General features: G+C 70.3%; 9 protein-coding genes. 8 read left to right on the top strand and 1 reads right to left on the bottom strand.

Annotation, left to right across the window (positions count from 1 at the left end; translation table 11 throughout):
• The first annotated feature begins 24 nt into the window (after positions 1-24).
• The 8 genes from Q0C41_RS17000 to Q0C41_RS16965 all read left to right on the top strand — a co-directional run bounded on the left by Q0C41_RS17000 (position 25) and on the right by Q0C41_RS16965 (position 13,466).
• Positions 25-1,977: a glycosyltransferase gene (locus Q0C41_RS17000; protein ID WP_291985558.1), complete on the top strand. Its 1,953-nt coding sequence runs from the start codon at positions 25-27 to the stop codon at positions 1,975-1,977.
• An 8-nt stretch (positions 1,978-1,985) separates the two neighbouring features.
• Positions 1,986-3,491, top strand: coding sequence for a putative sugar O-methyltransferase (locus tag Q0C41_RS16995; RefSeq protein WP_291985556.1), 1,506 nt, complete (start codon positions 1,986-1,988; stop codon positions 3,489-3,491).
• 3 nt (positions 3,492-3,494) lie between these two features.
• Entirely contained in the window at positions 3,495-5,558 is a 2,064-nt protein-coding gene (locus Q0C41_RS16990) for a 6-hydroxymethylpterin diphosphokinase MptE-like protein (protein WP_291985553.1), read from the top strand.
• Entirely contained in the window at positions 5,555-6,748 is a 1,194-nt protein-coding gene (locus tag Q0C41_RS16985; RefSeq protein WP_291985551.1) for a glycosyltransferase family 2 protein, read from the top strand. Before Q0C41_RS16990 ends, Q0C41_RS16985 begins: the two co-directional genes overlap by 4 nt.
• Positions 6,748-9,453, top strand: a complete 2,706-nt coding sequence (locus Q0C41_RS16980) for a hypothetical protein (protein ID WP_291985549.1) — start codon at positions 6,748-6,750, stop codon at positions 9,451-9,453. The genes Q0C41_RS16985 and Q0C41_RS16980 overlap by 1 nt, the downstream gene beginning before the upstream one ends.
• Positions 9,450-10,748 (top strand): NTP transferase domain-containing protein, encoded by a 1,299-nt coding sequence (locus Q0C41_RS16975; RefSeq protein WP_291985547.1) that lies wholly within the window; start codon positions 9,450-9,452, stop codon positions 10,746-10,748. Before Q0C41_RS16980 ends, Q0C41_RS16975 begins: the two co-directional genes overlap by 4 nt.
• A 316-nt stretch (positions 10,749-11,064) precedes the next feature.
• On the top strand, positions 11,065-12,387 hold the full coding sequence (locus Q0C41_RS16970) for a Gfo/Idh/MocA family oxidoreductase (protein WP_291985545.1): 1,323 nt from the start codon (positions 11,065-11,067) through the stop codon (positions 12,385-12,387).
• Positions 12,388-12,389: 2 nt separating this feature from the next.
• Positions 12,390-13,466 (top strand): SUMF1/EgtB/PvdO family nonheme iron enzyme, encoded by a 1,077-nt coding sequence (locus tag Q0C41_RS16965; RefSeq protein ID WP_291985543.1) that lies wholly within the window; start codon positions 12,390-12,392, stop codon positions 13,464-13,466.
• 331 nt (positions 13,467-13,797) lie between these two features.
• On the opposite strand, the gene Q0C41_RS16960 is transcribed toward Q0C41_RS16965, so the two are convergent.
• On the bottom strand, positions 13,798-15,165 hold the full coding sequence (locus Q0C41_RS16960) for a glycosyltransferase family 4 protein (protein ID WP_291985541.1): 1,368 nt from the start codon (positions 15,163-15,165) through the stop codon (positions 13,798-13,800).
• Between the last annotated feature and the right edge of the window lie 531 nt (positions 15,166-15,696).

The following is a 15,696-nucleotide window of genomic DNA, read 5'->3' as shown; positions in this document are numbered from 1 at the left end:
GCCGCGCCTCCCGCTCCCCAGCCCATGCGCGTACTCGCTCTCGCGGCCCTCGACGTCTCGTACATTCGCGACAACTGGCTGGCCGCCATCAAGGACGTCCTGGGCGACGACGCCCTCGTCGTCAATGCGACCCCGCTCCTCGCGTGCGGGCCCGCAGGGCTGCACACCAGCTACGTCCATCGCATCGTCGCGACGACGAAGGTCGACTGGTGCTTCGTCTACCACGACTACATCTTCTCGGACTTCGACGACGACTTCTTCGGCAACCTGCGCAGCGCTGGCGTCAAGACGACGTGTTTCCATCCAGACGATGAGCCCGAGGTCTGGTATCAGCGTAACCGCAAGTTCGACAGCCGCTACGACGTCGTCGCCTCGCACTCGGCGCGAGGCACCGCGCGGCGCATCAGCGAGGGGCGTCCGACGCGGGCCGTGCACGTGCCGTGGGGCTTCAACCCGACGTTCTTCGACAAGCCGTCGCGGCCGCTGGCGCCGCAGATCGACGTCGTGTTCGTCGGCAAGTACAAGGTCGAGGAGCACGACGGCAAGGCCTTTCGTGAGGACGGCCGCCACCGTGACGACATGCTGGTGCGCGTGGCCCACTGGTGCGCACGGCACGGTCGCACCTTTCGTGTGTTCGGCCACGGGTGGGAGAAGCATCCTCGGCTGAAGGGCTACGCGGGCGGCCTGCTCAGCCACGCCGACATGATGCGCGTGCTGCACACGTCGCGCATCGTGCTGAACCCGGGCTGGTCGGCCGATCCGTCCGACAGCGCGCCGCAGACCAAGTTGCGGCACTTCGAGGTGCCAGGCGCCGGCGCGTTCCAGCTGACCAACACCAACCCGGAACTGGCCTTGGCGTTCACGCCGGGCAAGGAGATGGCGTGCTTCGACGATGCCGACCATCTCGAGGCGCAGGTGGAGCGGTATCTGCGGGACGAGGCGGCGCGGGTGCGGATTGCCGAGGCCGGGTACAAGCGGGCGCACGCTGAACACACCTTGCAGCATCGGGTGCGGACGCTGTTCTTCGATGTCTGCGGCGGCGGCAAACGAGCGGCGCGGACGACCCGGCGCACGGCGTCACGGCCGGCGGGTGTGCTGCGCATCGACGTGGCGCGGGCGGCGCAGCTACCGGCGGTGGCGGCGTCGCTGAAGGCCCGGATCGCGCAAGAGAAGCCGGCCGCGGTGCATGTCGTTGGGCTCAAGGGCACGCTGCAGCGCATCGACTACGCGCTGCTCGGCGAGGCCTGGAAGAGCGGTGCACGCGTGCTCGAGGTGCGCGCGTTCTACGAGGGGGCGCGCCGCAAGCGCAATCCGCTGCAGCCGATGCGGTCGGAGATCGACGGCGGGCTGCTCTCGAGTCGAGTGGCGCTGGACACGGTCCCGACGCGGCACCGGGGTGCGCTACGCAAGGCGCTGGTCGGCTTCGAGCACGAGGGCGTCTGGCATCCGCTGCTGAACTACGTGGCGCGTGCCGACGCCGCGCCCGCGCTGCTGGACGCGTTCATCGATCGCGATGCCGCGGCGCTGCAGGCCCTGGATCCGCTGGCCACGGGCTTCGTGCTTCCCGAGGTGGCGATCGACATCGCCCCGGAGCAGGGCGACACCTCCGACGTCGCCGTGCCTCGCTTCGTGCGGCCCCTCCAGGCACTGTTGGCGCGGGCGGCGCGCACCGGCGCGCGTGTGGCGATCTACGGCGCCCGCGGCGACATGGCCGACGCCACCATCGAGGTGGTGCTGCGGCATCGCGGGGTGAAATGCGTGGGCATCATCGACCGCGCCCTCGCCGGCACGCGCCTGCGCGGCATTCGCGTCTATGGCGCCTTCGACCTGCCCCGGCTGAAGCCGGACTACGTGTTGATTGCCGCGGCGTGGTCCGGCCCGGCGATCTTCGACCAGTTGCGCCCCCTCGAGCCGCGCATGACGCTCGTGCCGCTGTACGACCTGCAGGCTGCCGTCTGGCAGCTGCTCATCCCCTGAGCCTGACCATGGACATCGCCATCCTCCGCACGGCCGCCGCCGACGCCAGTCAGCCGCAGTACACGAAGCTGGAGTACGCCGCCCTGTTGCGCGGCGCGCGCGCCGTGACCTACGCGTGCCTCAGCGATCACCCCCAGGCGGCGGAGACGACGTTTCGCGACCTGCCGCAGCGACCGCTGTCGGCGGTCGTGCAGATGCCGAACGTCGATCTCCTGGCGGTGCCGACACCCGCGTCACCAGAGCTGCGTGAGTTCCTGATGCGGTCTGGCTGGCCAGCCCGTCGCCTGGCATTCTTCGGCGACGATCGGAGCGGCGCGCTGGCGCAGTTCGCGCAGGGGCGCTACCTCGTGCATCGCGAGTCGGCGCTGCGCGAGAGCGGTCTGCACCAGCAGCGTCATGCCTTCGAGGTGCAGGGTGTGGGGATCGAGGACATCCCTCCGGCACACCCGCGTGAGGCGCGTCTGGCCATCACCAGCCGCGTCCTGGAGGCGTGCCTCCGTGCGAGAGCCACGGCCCCCGCGGAGGGACCGTATGTCGTCGGCCAGAACTGGGGCCGGTTCCTGCAGGCCACGCGGCCGCGCTTCTACGAGGCCCTGAGTAGCGCGGACGTCGAGGCGATGGAGGCCCTCCTGGCCAACTGCTTCCGCAACGAGCTGACGAGCGGGATCCTCGGCGGCCGGCCGGCGTACGACGCCTTCGCCGCTGCCGGAGCCGGGTGCGCGGAGGGCCTGCGTCAGCACTTCAACGTCTGGCGCCACTCCGTCTCGCACGTCGACGTCCACCGGCTCGGCTTCCCGCCGGTCGGGAACCCGTACGGCGTGTGGCTCGACTGCGTGCTGGTGCACGCCAACACCATGCTCAACGACCACCGGGCCTCGGTGGTCCGGGATCTCGTCGGGCACGTCGATCATCCGATCGTGGCCGAGATCGGCGGAGGGTACGGCGGCTTCGGGCGGCAGTGGTTGATGCTCGACGCCCCAGGGACGTACGTCGACTTCGACCTGCCCGAAAACCTGATCGTCGCCTCGCACTTCCTCGCCTCGGCGCATCCCGACAAGCGCATCCTGTTGTTCGATGAGCCGTCCATGCGTCTCGACCTCGAGGTGCTCAGGCAGTACGACCTGGTGCTCATGCCCCACTTCATGCTGCCTCGCCTCGCCGAGGCGTCGGTCGACGTCTTCATGAACTTCATCTCGCTGTCGGAGATGTCGGCATCGACCATTCACGAGTATCTGGCGCAGATCGAGCGCGTCACGCGGGGCTATTTCTATCAGGAGAACCTCCTGGACAACGGCGAAGGCTACGAGTTCTACCCGGTCAGTGTGTTCCCGCCGATGCCGCAGTTCCGCAAGCTGTTCAGTACCCCTTCACGGTGGCCGTTCTTCAGTGCGTCGTCACCGGCGCATTCGCATGTCGAGCAGCTCTCCATCCGAGCCGACCTCGAGGTCGAGCGCTACCTGACGGCCGCCGCGAACTCGCTGCCCAGCCGCTCGGCCGAAGAGACGTTCGCGTGAGGTATGACTGAACTGCCAGACCTTGGCCGGATCAACCGCGAGGCGATCGCCGGGGTGTCGCACCTCGCCGTGCCAGATGTGTCCGGTGACGTCCGCGTCGACGGCGACGGCGAGACGCTGTCCGTGTCCCTGCGCGCCGAGGGCGACGCATGGCTGCGCGTCCACAGCGCCCGCAATCCCCGCGACGAAGCACGTCGCGCCGTCGACGAGGCGCTCGACGGGCGCGAGATGCCCGGCATCGTCGTGCTCCTCGGACTCGGGCTCGGCTACGTCGTCGACGAGGTATTGGCGCGGCGCGGCGACGTCCACGTACTGGCGCTCGAGCTCGCGCCGGAACTGCTGACGGCCTTCTGCCAGCGGCGCGACTGGACGACGCTGCTGACGTCGCGGCAGCTCGTGGTGACGGCGGCGCCCCGCTATGCCGCCGACCTGTCGTCCTGGCGCGACGACCTGTTCATCGAGGCGCCCCTCGTCATCGTCCAGCCGGTGATCGCGCGGGCGCGGGTGCAGGCCCTCGCGGCGGCGCATGACGCCTGGCGACAGCCGGTGTTCGAACGGCGGGCCAACGCGGGGGCCCGCCGCGCTTTCTCGGCGATGTACGTGCGGCACACGCTCGCCAACGCGCCGAGACTCGCGCACGAGAGCACCGTCGACGCCCTCGACGGCTGTGCCGACGGCATGCCCATCGTCATCTGTGCCGCGGGGCCGTCGCTGGACCGCGTGACCGCGGAACTGGCGCGTCTGCGGCATCGCGCGCTGATCATCGCCGTCGACACCGCGCTCCGCCCCCTGGTGCGCGCCGGCATCGCACCCGACCTCGTCGTCGCCATCGACCCGACGACGATGAACGGGCGCCACCTGGTGGACCTGCCACGGCTGCGCGACACGTACCTGGTGGCCGAAGCCAGCGTCGACCCGCGGGCCATCAATGCGTTCGTGGGGCGCACGTTCTTCGCGCGCGTCGGCCGATTCCACCCGTGGCCCTGGCTGGAGGCGCATGGCGTGCAGTGCGGACACCTGCAGGTGTGGGGATCGGTGCTGACGGCGGCCTGTGACCTGGCCATCCGCCTCGGCGGCGGTCCCATCCTGCTGGCCGGCACGGACCTGGCCTACACCGATGGGCAGCCGTACTGCCGCCACACGACCTTCGAGGTCGACTGGGAGGCGCAGGCACTGCGCGACGGCATCGACGTCGCCGAGGTGTGGCGGCGGCGTCTGCGCGACGTCGGCACGCAGGAGCCCGACGTGCACGGCGTGCCGACGATGACGGCATCGCATCTGGTCGCGTTCCGCAACTGGGTGCGCGCCTTCGTGAGTGCCGCAGCTCGTCACGCATTCGTCAACGTCTCCGGCGCCGGCATCCTGCACGGCGACCGGATTGCGCAGGCCTCGCTCGCCGAGGTCCTCGACGACCGACCCGCGCAGATCGGCGTGTCGCAGCGCCTCGCGACACGGCATGCGTCGAGGCACCGGGCGCCAGCGGCGTTCGATCAGGCGCTCGCGCGTCTGGCGAGGACGCCCACCGACGCCGAGCCGTTCACCACCTGGGCCGCCGACGCCCACGATCTCGATCTCCAGGCCACGCGGCGTGCCGTCGCGTCGGCCGCTGCCCGCGCCGGAGGCCTCGCCCGCCACACGGCGCATCGGCACGCCCAAGGAGCACATCCTTCGATGGACACCGCACCCGACTGGATTGACGTCCCCTACGACCCGGCCATGTTCGCAGCCAAGGCGCCGATGGAATGGCTGGTGCCGGAGGCCGCCGCGCGCACGCTCGCCTACGTGCTCCATGGCCGGACCATGACGCTGTCGTTCGTGATCAGTGGCGCGAGCCTGCAGGGGCCGAGCACCAACGAGCTGTACCTGCGGATTCCGGACCACTACCTGCCCGCGCGGTCGGTGGTCAACGCCATCTGGATCGGCACCTCGAGCTACCGCGAGGCCGGCTATGCGCGCACCCACGAGGGCTTCGAACGCCTGGTGCTGTTCCGTGCGTCGGAGAGCGTGTTCGGGCAGGAGCATGGCGGCCTGTCCGTCTTCGGCCAGATCACCTTCGAGGTGCAATGAGCGCAGCCGACGTCACGGTCGTGATCCCCGCACGCAATGCCGCGGCGACGATCGGCCGCGCCGTGGCCTCGGTGCGCGGCGAGCGCGTGCACGAGATCGTGCTGGTGGACCACGCCTGCGGTGACGACACCGTCGCGGTGGCGCAGCGGCACGCGCCGTGCGCGTTGCGCACCGTGCCCGCCGACGCGTCGCTGCGGCTCGGCGGCGTCCGACAGCGCGGCGTCGACGCAGTCACGACACCACTCGCGATCTGGCTCGATGCCGACGACGAGTTCCTGGACGGCCGCGTGGATCGTCTTGCCGCGCGGCTCGATGCCGGGGCCGATCTCGTTGCCGATGCGGCGGAGGTCGAGACGATCGACGGCACGCGCCGCGTCGTCCCCATTCCCGCGTTCGTGCAACAACCCGGCGGATGGGTCCGCCTGTTCGAGCGCAACTATCTGCCTGCGCCGGGTGTCATCGGCTTTCGCACCGAGGTGCTCCGGCGCGTCGGGTACGACCCGACGCAGCATGGCCCGGAGGACACCGACATCCTGCTGCGTGCCCTCGATGCCGGCGCGAGTCTGGCGTGCGAGCCGACTCCCGGCTATCGCATCCACGCGCTGCCGACGAGCCTGTCGCGCGACATGCGCAACCAGCGCGCCATGTATCGCGCCCTGCTGCTGAAGCACGCGCCCGCGCACGTGCAGGCGCTGTACCTCGCCAACGGGTGGTCCGAGCGCGTCGCGCTGTGGGCCGTGCACACCATCGCGCTGTTCACGAACGACCTGCCGGCGGCGGCCTCGCATCTCGACGCCATCGCGGCCCTTGTCGACGACGTGACCGATGACGAGATTGTCGAGCCGGATGGACCTCAGCCGTATGCCGAAGGGTGGCGCCTGGCGTTCGCGCGAGGCACACTGGCGCTGCTCACTGGCAACGATGGTCTCGCCCTGGAGGTGCTCACGGACGCAGAACGACGGCGCCCCTCGGCTGAAGGCGCCAACAACCTCGGCATGGCGCTCGTGCGGCACGGCCGGTCGTCTGACGCAGCCGCGTGCTTCGCGACCGCGGTGGCGCGCCGGCCGGACTACGTCGATGCGCAGGCCAACCTCGCCGACCGGCCCCCGACCCGCGTGACGACGCACCCGTTTCGCGCCCACGACAATCGCCTCGACTACGTGCTGCCGACGGCGACGGTGCAGGCGTGATGAGTGCGCGCGACCTCACCGGCGCCGGATCGGGTCTCGTCGTCGCGGCGCAGATCCTCGAGTGGAAGGCGCAGATCTGGGACTTCTGGTGCGGCGTGGCGCATGCGCTCGAGACGCAGGGCCAGCAGCTCGTGCTGCTGTCGCCATGGACACCTCCGGGACGTGCGGCGTGGCCGGTCGTCCTGCCGATGCCGTACGCGATCGGTGAGTTCACGCCCGACGCGCGCGCCTCGATGGCGCACGATCCCGCGTGGGATCACTTGCTGGCGACCGACGACCTGTATCGGACGTTCCTGCCGCCGAGCCGGAAGGCCGGGCAGCCGGAGCTGGCGTCCCTGCAGGCCTACGTGCGGGCCCTGTTCGAGGCACTGGCCCCCGATGTCGTGATGGGCTGGGCGCCGCCGTTTCCGTCATCGCGCCTGCTCCTCGGCGAGGCCTCGCGCCGCGAGATTCCGTCGTTCGGGCTCGAGATCGGCTTCCTGCCGAACTCGCTGATGGTGGAGAGCCGCGACGTCGGCTTCGGTTCCGACCTGATCAGTCATCCGGCCGTGTCGGACCTGCTCGCCGCGCACGTCCCGTCGGCCGAGCGCATGCAGCGCATTCGCGAGAGCTACCGCGCCGCCCCGCGCGACATCGCCGACCGCACGGCCGACGATCCCGCACCCGTGGTCGTGCTGCTCGGGTCGTGCCCGGGCTTCAACCTGCAGCCGCGCGAGTCGCGCCAGATCCGGTTGGGGTCGCCCTGGTTCGGCAGCTTCGCGGACGCCGCCGAGGCCGTGCGCGCGGCCATGCCCGCCGGCACGCGACTCGTGCTGCGGCCGCACCCGGCCGACGTCGAGGGGCAGCGCTACAGCCGCGGGCCCGATGCGCCGGGCGCACTGGTCAACGCGCTGTCCATCCGCGCCCTCATCGAAGAGGCCGACGTGGTCGTCGTCCTCGGCGGCACCCGCACACAGCTCGAGGTGGCGCTGCTCGACGTGCCGATCGTGTTGCTGTCGCGCAGTGTCTTGTGGGGGCAGGGCATTGCCCACGAGTACGCTGGTGGCGACCTCGCGCGGCTCCTGCGCGCCGCGCTGGCGCGTGAGGGACACGAGCGTCGGCGCGTCGAAGCCGATCGGCTGCTCGACTTCATCGCCGCGCACGCCTTGTACGGCCTGCCCGGGTCGCCGGCCGCACGCGGGCCGGCGGACTTCGCGCGGTTCCTCGCGAGGTTCGGTCTAGGCTTCGAGAGTGATGCCGACCGCCGCCAGCGGCTCTCGAACTTCGGGGAGCGGGTGGCGCCGCTGCTGGCGCCTTACGTGTGTCGCGAAGTCTCGACAGCGCAACGACCGATGCGCCCGGTGTACGAGCCCTACGTCGAGGCGGCCCTCGCGGACGTCGTCGTCCGCAGCGGCGAACCTCATGTCGTGGTTTGCGGCGCCGACAGGGTCGCGCAGCGGATCGGGGCACGGCTGGCGAGCGCCGGCGTGGCCATCGAGGCGTACGTCGATGACGATGGATCGTGCGCGCCGATCGACGGCGTGCCGGTCCTCGGGTACGACGCCCTCGGCTCGCTGTCCTCGACAACCGTGGTGCTGGCGAGCCATGGTGGCGAGGACGTGATGCGGCAGCGATTGCAGACCGGCGGCACGTCGCAGGCGCTACGTCTCATCGGCCCGTCGACGACGGTGCTCGGGGATGCGGCGTCGGTCGCCCAGCTCGATGCGCCGGAGCAGTTGTGGATGACGCGCGGGCACCAGTACGCGGGGCGTGGAGAATGGGAGGCCGCGGACGCCGCGTTCGACGCGGCACGGCAGGCGCGGCCCGAGTGGCCCGAGCCGCTCTATCGTCAGGCGCTGGTCATGCGCAGCCGTGGCGACGCTCCGGAGCGAGTGTGGGCTCGGCTGTCCGAGGCCATCGCTCTCGGCGGCGACGCGCCGGGGCTGCTGACCGACGCAGGGTTCGCGGCCTTCGCGGCGGGCGAGCACGACGTCGCGGAGACGCTGGCGGTCCGTTCGTGCGAGGCGTGGTCGGACGCGAGCTACCCCTGGCACCTCCGGGCGCTCTGTGCCCGGCAGCGAGGCCTGCCGGCGGAGGCGGTCCTGCCCCTGCTTCAGGAGGCGGCCACGCGCACGCCGGTGACGCCGGAACTGGCCTTCGACCTCGCCTCGGCGCTGCACGAGGCAGGCCACCTGGCGCGCGCGGAAGCGAATGCCCGCGAGGCTGCTGCCGCGCGGCCCCTGTGGAGCGCGCCCTGGTATCTGCTGGGCGTGCTGTTGCGCGCAAGGCAGGCGCCAGCCGACGAGATCCTCGAGGCGTTCGAGCACGGTCTGGCCGGCGAGCCGATCACGCTGGAGCTGGTGATCGACGCCGGCTTCGCGGCGCTGGTCGCCGGGCAGCCCGACCGCGCCGACGCACTGGCGCAGCAGGGCGCGTCTCTGCAGCCGGACTGGAGCGTGCCGTGGCACCTGCGCGCGCTCGCCGCGCGCGCGAAAGGCGAGCGGACCGTCGTCATCGCCGAGCTCCTGCATCGGGGGCTGCGCGGCACCGGCGTCTCCGCGGAACTCGCCTTCGATGCGGCATGCGCGGCCTTCGACCTCGGCCAACTGGACGAGGCCCTGCGCCACGCGACGCAGGCCGTCGCCGCACGACCCGACTGGACGGACGCCCGACAGCTGCAGCGCGCCATTCGAGCACGACTCACCACCCACGAGACCCGATCATGAAAGTCGTCGCCTTCGTCCCGGCCAAGGGCACCAGCAGCCGCATCGAGAACAAGAACACCCGCCTGCTCGACGGCAAGCCGCTGTTCCTGCACACCCTCGAGAAGCTGAAGGCGCTGCCGTTCATCGACGAGGTGTACCTGGACACCGAGTCGACGGAGATGGCCGACCTGGCCCGCTACTCCGGCGCGCGCATCCTCATGCGCGATCCGGCGCTCGCCAGCAACAGCACCGACGGCCACGCGCTCTTCTACAACGAGGTGCGCCAGGTCGACGCCGACATCTACATCCAGGCGTTGTGCACCGCGCCGTTCATTCGACCGACGACCATCAAGGCGGCCGTGGACGCCCTGCAGCCCGGCTCGGCCCACGACTCGGTTGTCTTCGTCCGCACGGAGAAGCACTACCTCTGGCAGGACGGCGCGCCGGTCTACGGCCGCGAGCGCATCCCCAACAGCGTCGACCTGCCCGAGACGGTCATCGAGACCATGGGGATGTACGTCGTGGCGAAGGAGGCGGCCCACCGCACGCGTCGGCGGATTGGCGATGCGCCGCTGCTGCTGCCCATCGACCCTCTGGAGGCGCTGGACGTCAACTGGCCCGTCGACCTCGAGCTGGCCAATCTCGTCGCCGCCGGCATGCGCGAGAAGGAACGCAAGCTGCTCGGCAACCTGCGGCTGCACCTGTCGAGTCCGCTGCTCTCCGACACGCTCGACGACCTCGGCTTCCCGCGGCAGATCATCAAGGGGCTCCACCCCAACATCCACGACGCGCGGGCGTTCGGGCGCGCCAAGACGCTGCGGCTGCGCCGGCTCGAGCCCGGCGAGGACTTCACCGCCGTTTACGGCGCCCTCGAGTCCTACCGCCACGTCGTCCCCAACGACATCGTCGTCATCCAGAACGATGCGCCGGAGTACGCCTACTTCGGCGAGATCAACGCCAGCCTGGCGGTGCGCGCCGGGGCGGTGGCGGCCGTGGTGGGCGGGCACACGCGCGACTCGGCGGCCGTGGCGGGCATCGGGTTCCCGGTGTTCGCACGAGGCACGACCTGCCAGGACGTACGCACGCGCGCCGTGCTCGACGCGCTCAACGTGCCGGTGGTCATCGACGGCGTGGAGGTCAGTCCAGGCGACCTGCTGTTTGCCGATGGCGAGGGCGTGGTCGTGGTGCCGCGCCGCGCGGAAGAGGCGGTGCTCGAGAGCGCGCTGCAGCGGTCCATCGGCGAGAAGCGGCTGCTGGTCGACATCGCCCATGGGCTCGACGTGGATGAGCTCACGGGAAAGCACGGGTTTTTCTAGGCTCTGGGCTCAGGGCTCTCGGCTCAGATACAGCGGGCTCAGGGCTCAGGGCTCTGGGCTCGCGGCCGACTCCTGACTGAACTGCGTGACCCCGGTGCCCGGCGCCCGGTGCCCGATGCCCGGCGGCGCCCGGTGCCCGGTGCCCGGTGCCCGACTCCCGACTCCCGACTCCCGAGTTTTGTCCCAGTGAGGGACGGATGCGTGAGCGGTCCAACGTAGCGCCAGCCCCCGCGCCGGCGTAGTCAGGAAGGGATATGATTTGCGTGATCCGGACGCCGCGTCGACGCCCGGTCACTCGGACCCTCCAGTGGATGCCATGACGAACACACCCAAGAACGTGCCCAGCCAGATTGAGCGCCGCGACTTCCTCAAGAAGTCGGGTGCCGCCGCCGGCGCTGCCGCCGGCGCCGTTGCCGCCGGTTTCCCGAGCATCGTCTCGGGGCAGTCGGTCACCAATGCTCTCAAGGTCGGCCTCGTCGGCGCGGGCGGTCGTGGAAGTGGCGCCGCGGCGCAGGCGCTCAGCGCCGACAAGAACGCCGTGCTGACGCAGGTCTGCGACATCGACCAGGCGATCGTCACGCGCGCGGTGACGCGGCTCTCCGGCAGCCAGAAGTTCGGCAGCCAGGTCAAGATCGACAGCCCGGTGTACGGCCTCGACGCGTTCGAGAAGGTCATCAACAGCGACGTCGACGTCGTCCTGCTCGCGGCGCCCCCGGGGTTCCGTCCGGCGCACCTCAAGGCGTCGGTGGATGCCGGCAAGCACATCTTCTGCGAGAAGCCGGCGGCGACCGACGGCCCGGGCATCCGCTCGGTGATGGAGTCGCAGAAGGCCCAGCAGGCCAAGGGCAAGGCGCTCGTGTCGGGCTTCTGCTGGCGCTACAACAACATGATTCAGGCGGCGATGGAGCAGGTGCACGGCGGTGCCCTCGGCCGCCTCGTGGCGCACTACTCGACGTACTACACCAACCCGGTCAAGCCGATGCCGCCCGAGAGCACGCGTCCGGCCGGCATGGGCGACATCGAGTGGCAGGTGCGCAACTGGTACAACTTCACGTGGCTGTCGGGTGACAGTCTCGTCGAGCAGGCCGTGCACAACGCCGACAAGATCATGTGGGTGATGAAGGACCAGCCGCCGGCCAGCTGCGTGGCCGTGGGTGGCCGCGCGGTGCCCGCCAACGGCGGCAACATCTACGATCACTTCGAGGCCAACTTCGTCTACCCGAACGGGTATCGCGTGTTCCTCGCCAACCGTCAGTCGACCGGCTGCTTCAACGGCACGCTCGACTACGTCATGGGCACCGACGGCACGCTGTTCCTCGGCAAGGGCAAGCCGCGCATCGAGACGCCCGACGGCAAGATCAAGTGGCAGTGGGACGGCGAGGAGTACGACATGTACCAGCGCGAGCACGACGTGCTGTTCAAGTCGATCCGCGACGGCAAGCCGAAGAACGACGATCTCAACCTCGCCACCAGCACCCTCCTCGCCATCATGGGCCGTGACGCGGCCTACTCGGGCCTGGAGCTGACCTGGGAACAGGCGATGAACTCCAACGTCAGCCTGCTGCCGCCGTCGATGGAGATGAACGCGAAGTTCGAGGCACCCGGCCTCCCGATCCCGGGACGCACCAAGGTCTCCTAGCCATGACTGCACGTCTCGCGACGTTCGTCGCCCTTGCCCTCGTGGCCGGGGCGGCGACCGTCCCGGTCTCCACTCGCCAAGCGCCCGCGGCCCCCGCCGCGCCCGCTATCGACCCCAAGGAAATGGCCGCCGTCGAGAAGATCCGGGCACGGATCCTCGAGAAGGCCAAGACGGCTGGAGCGGCCGCTGCCAAGGCGTACACCGTCACCGTGCCCCACACCACGGCGACCTTCGCCATGGCGCCCATCCCCGCTGGCGAGTTCGAGATGGGATCGGCCGATCCCAAGGCGCCTGCCGACCAGAAGCCGACCCGGAAGGTCAAGGTCGACGCGTTCTGGATGATGACCACCGAGGTCAACTGGGACGCCTACCTGATGTGGACGTTCGCCGACCAGGCCAACGAACAGAAGAATCCCGACGTGCTCGTCGATGCGCTCAGCCGTCCCACCGCGCCGCATCTCGAGATGAGCTTCGGTCGCGGCAACGAGGGCTTCCCGGCCATCAGCATGACGCCGCACGCGGCCAACAAGTACGCCCAGTGGCTCAGCACGAAGACCGGGGAGTTCTACCGCGTGCCGACCGAGGCCGAGTGGGAATACGCGTGCCGCGCCGGTGGTGCGCCGTCGCTGCCAGAGGCCGAACTCGGCGAGGTCGCCTGGTATCAGAAGAACTCGCCGACCAACGAGTTCACCGACGGCACGTACCAGAAGCTCGGCACCAGGAAGCCCAATGCCTGGGGCTTGCACGACATGCTCGGCAACGTCATGGAGTGGACGGCCGATCAGTACGCCCCGTACGCGCCAGGCCCGGCGGCCAACCCGTGGGTGAAGCCGACGACCTCGTATCCGATCGCGGTGCGCGGCGGCTCGTGGAACGACCCGGCCGATCGCGTCAACTGCACCATCCGCTACAAGTCGGACCCGGTGTGGAAGGAACGTGACCCGCAGCTGCCGACCAGTGTCTGGTACATGACCGACACCGAGTGGCTCGGCTTCCGCCTCGTGCGCCCGGCGAAGGTGCCCAGTGCCGAGGAGATGTACAGGGCGTGGAACAACGGCGTCGAGGTCGACCCGTACTAGCAATTCAAGAATTCACCATTCAGAATGAAGCGCGGGGCGAGCACCGCCACACCGCGAGTGAGCTCCTCGCTTCATTCACCTCTGCCGTCACCGTCGTCCCCGTCCCCGCGCCTCCGCCGCCCCCGGCCCCCGGCCCCCGCCCTGGTCTCCGCCGCACCCGCTCCCCCCCCCTCGTTGGGCTCACCGCCTAAGCCTCGGCTCTGACTGCGGTGCTGGCCTGCGTCGGACGCCGAGCACTCCAGGCTTCCACGCCTGCGCCCTTCAGCCTTCGGACGTCACCCTTCCGACTTCGCCCTTCCGACTTCGCCCTTCCGACTTCACCCTTCCGCCTTCACCCTTCCTGTTGGCGCGCGTGATGTGATTCGCGGGGTGGCGTTGCCCCGAGCTGAGCTTCATTTTGAATGTTGAATTCTGAATTGCTGAGTGCCTCCTCGAAGCACCTCAGGTGTGCGTCCACGAGGTGGGGCCACGCGAACTCCTCCACGGCGCGCTGACGTCCGCGCGCGACGAGGCGCCGGCGGAGGTCGGCATCCTCGTGCAGGCGCGTGAACTGTTCGACAAAGTCTCGGGCATCGTCACTCTCGAACAGCAGGCCGTTGTCGCCGTGCGTCACGACGCTGGGGATGCCGCCCGAGCGGCTGGCCAGCACCGGCAGGCCCGCGGCGTTGGCCTCGCACAGCACCCGTCCCATCGTCTCGGCATCCTGGAAGCCGCTGACGCGGTGGGTGGTGACCCGACTCGCCAGCACGAAGTAGTCGGCCGCCGCGAAGTAGCGCTGCACCTCGGCCTGCGGGACCTTGCCGACCAGGTGCACCGCGTCGCCGAGGCCTGCCGCCGCGATCTGCGCCTCGCAGCGACGACGCTCCTTGCCGTCACCGACGACGATGAGCCGCAGGTCCGGGGTGACGGCGCGCAGCGCGGGCATCTGCGCGAGGAGGAAGTCGATGCCCTTCTTCGCCACGAGGCGGCAGACGGTCAGCAGCACCGTCGCCTCGGCCGGCACCCGCCACTCACGACGCAAAGTCTCACGTGTCGTCGGGCAGGGCGCGAAGCGCGTCGTGTCGACGCCACCGGGCAGCACGCGCACGTGCCGGTCGTCGACGCCGACCTGGTGCAGCAGTCCGCGCGTGTAGCTGCTGTTGGCGAGGATGGTCCGGTTGGCCCGGGCGCTGTGCGCCATCAGCCGCAGCCGGCGCTGACGGAAGGCGGACTCGAGCCACTCGGGTGCGTTCCAGCGGCGGTACCAGCCGTGCAGCGTGCGCTCGAGCGCCGGGTGGCTGACGATGCGGCTGCCGAGCCGGTAGGGGTAGGCAATCCACGGGCGCTGGACGTCGTTGCCGGCCGAGCGACAGATGACCGGCACGCCGAGCACCGTGCCGAGCAGGCCGTAGTAGACGTTGGAGGCGTAGATCACGTCCACCGAGGTCGCACGCAGTGTCGTCGTCATCAGGTGGTGGTTGGCCCAGAAGCCGATGCGACTCAGGATGCGCCGCACGGGGTAGCCCGCGTGCGCATCGAACGCCAGCGCGGCCTCTTCCTGCTGCGCGTCGTCGCAGCGGTACGTGTAGACGCAGATGGTGTGCCCCGCGGCGTGCAGCGCCTGCGCCAGGTGCGCGGCGTGCGTCTGCATGCCGCCGACGCTGGGCGGGAACTCCGTGAGAATCAGGGCGAAGCGAGCGGGCGTGCGTCGCGGCGTCATGGCGGCGTCGGCGAACGACCACGACTGTAGCTCACCCTTTGCATGGCCGAGCGTGGAAACATGCCCGCGCGTGAGAAGACGACGCGCCCGCGCGTTTGCCGCTGCCTGTGTCGGCGCCTACCCGTGTCGGCGCCCCTGCCCTCACTCATGCGCTACGTCTGTGCCTTCGCCAGGCGCCGCGCCCTGCCACGGTCGCTGGTTAGCGCCTCGTGGGGAGCGCGTCAGGAGGGGAGACAGGCGCAGCCTTCGCAGGGCAAAGTCTGGGGCCCGCGCGGGCGCGTACAGGCCGTAGAGGAGCCGCGGCACCACCGCGCACATGGGGGCGGGGCCAACCGCGGCGCGCCGCAGGGCACGGCCCGTCGCGCGACGGTGATCCAACTCGTTTTGAAACGAGTTCGAGACATCCGCCGGCGTCATGGTCACGTCTGCGTCCAGCGCCCTGCCACGTCCGCCCTGCGTGCGTCCGGCGCCCGCGCGGCCCGCGCCCCCTGCCGGCGCGGCCTGAGTCCGTACGCCGGCCACTCGGCGCGC

Source organism: Luteitalea sp. (assembly GCF_022842525.1).
Lineage (GTDB): Bacteria > Acidobacteriota > Vicinamibacteria > Vicinamibacterales > Vicinamibacteraceae > Luteitalea.
Note: the sequence above shows the minus strand (reverse complement) of the source record. Positions and strands in the feature narration are given on the sequence as shown.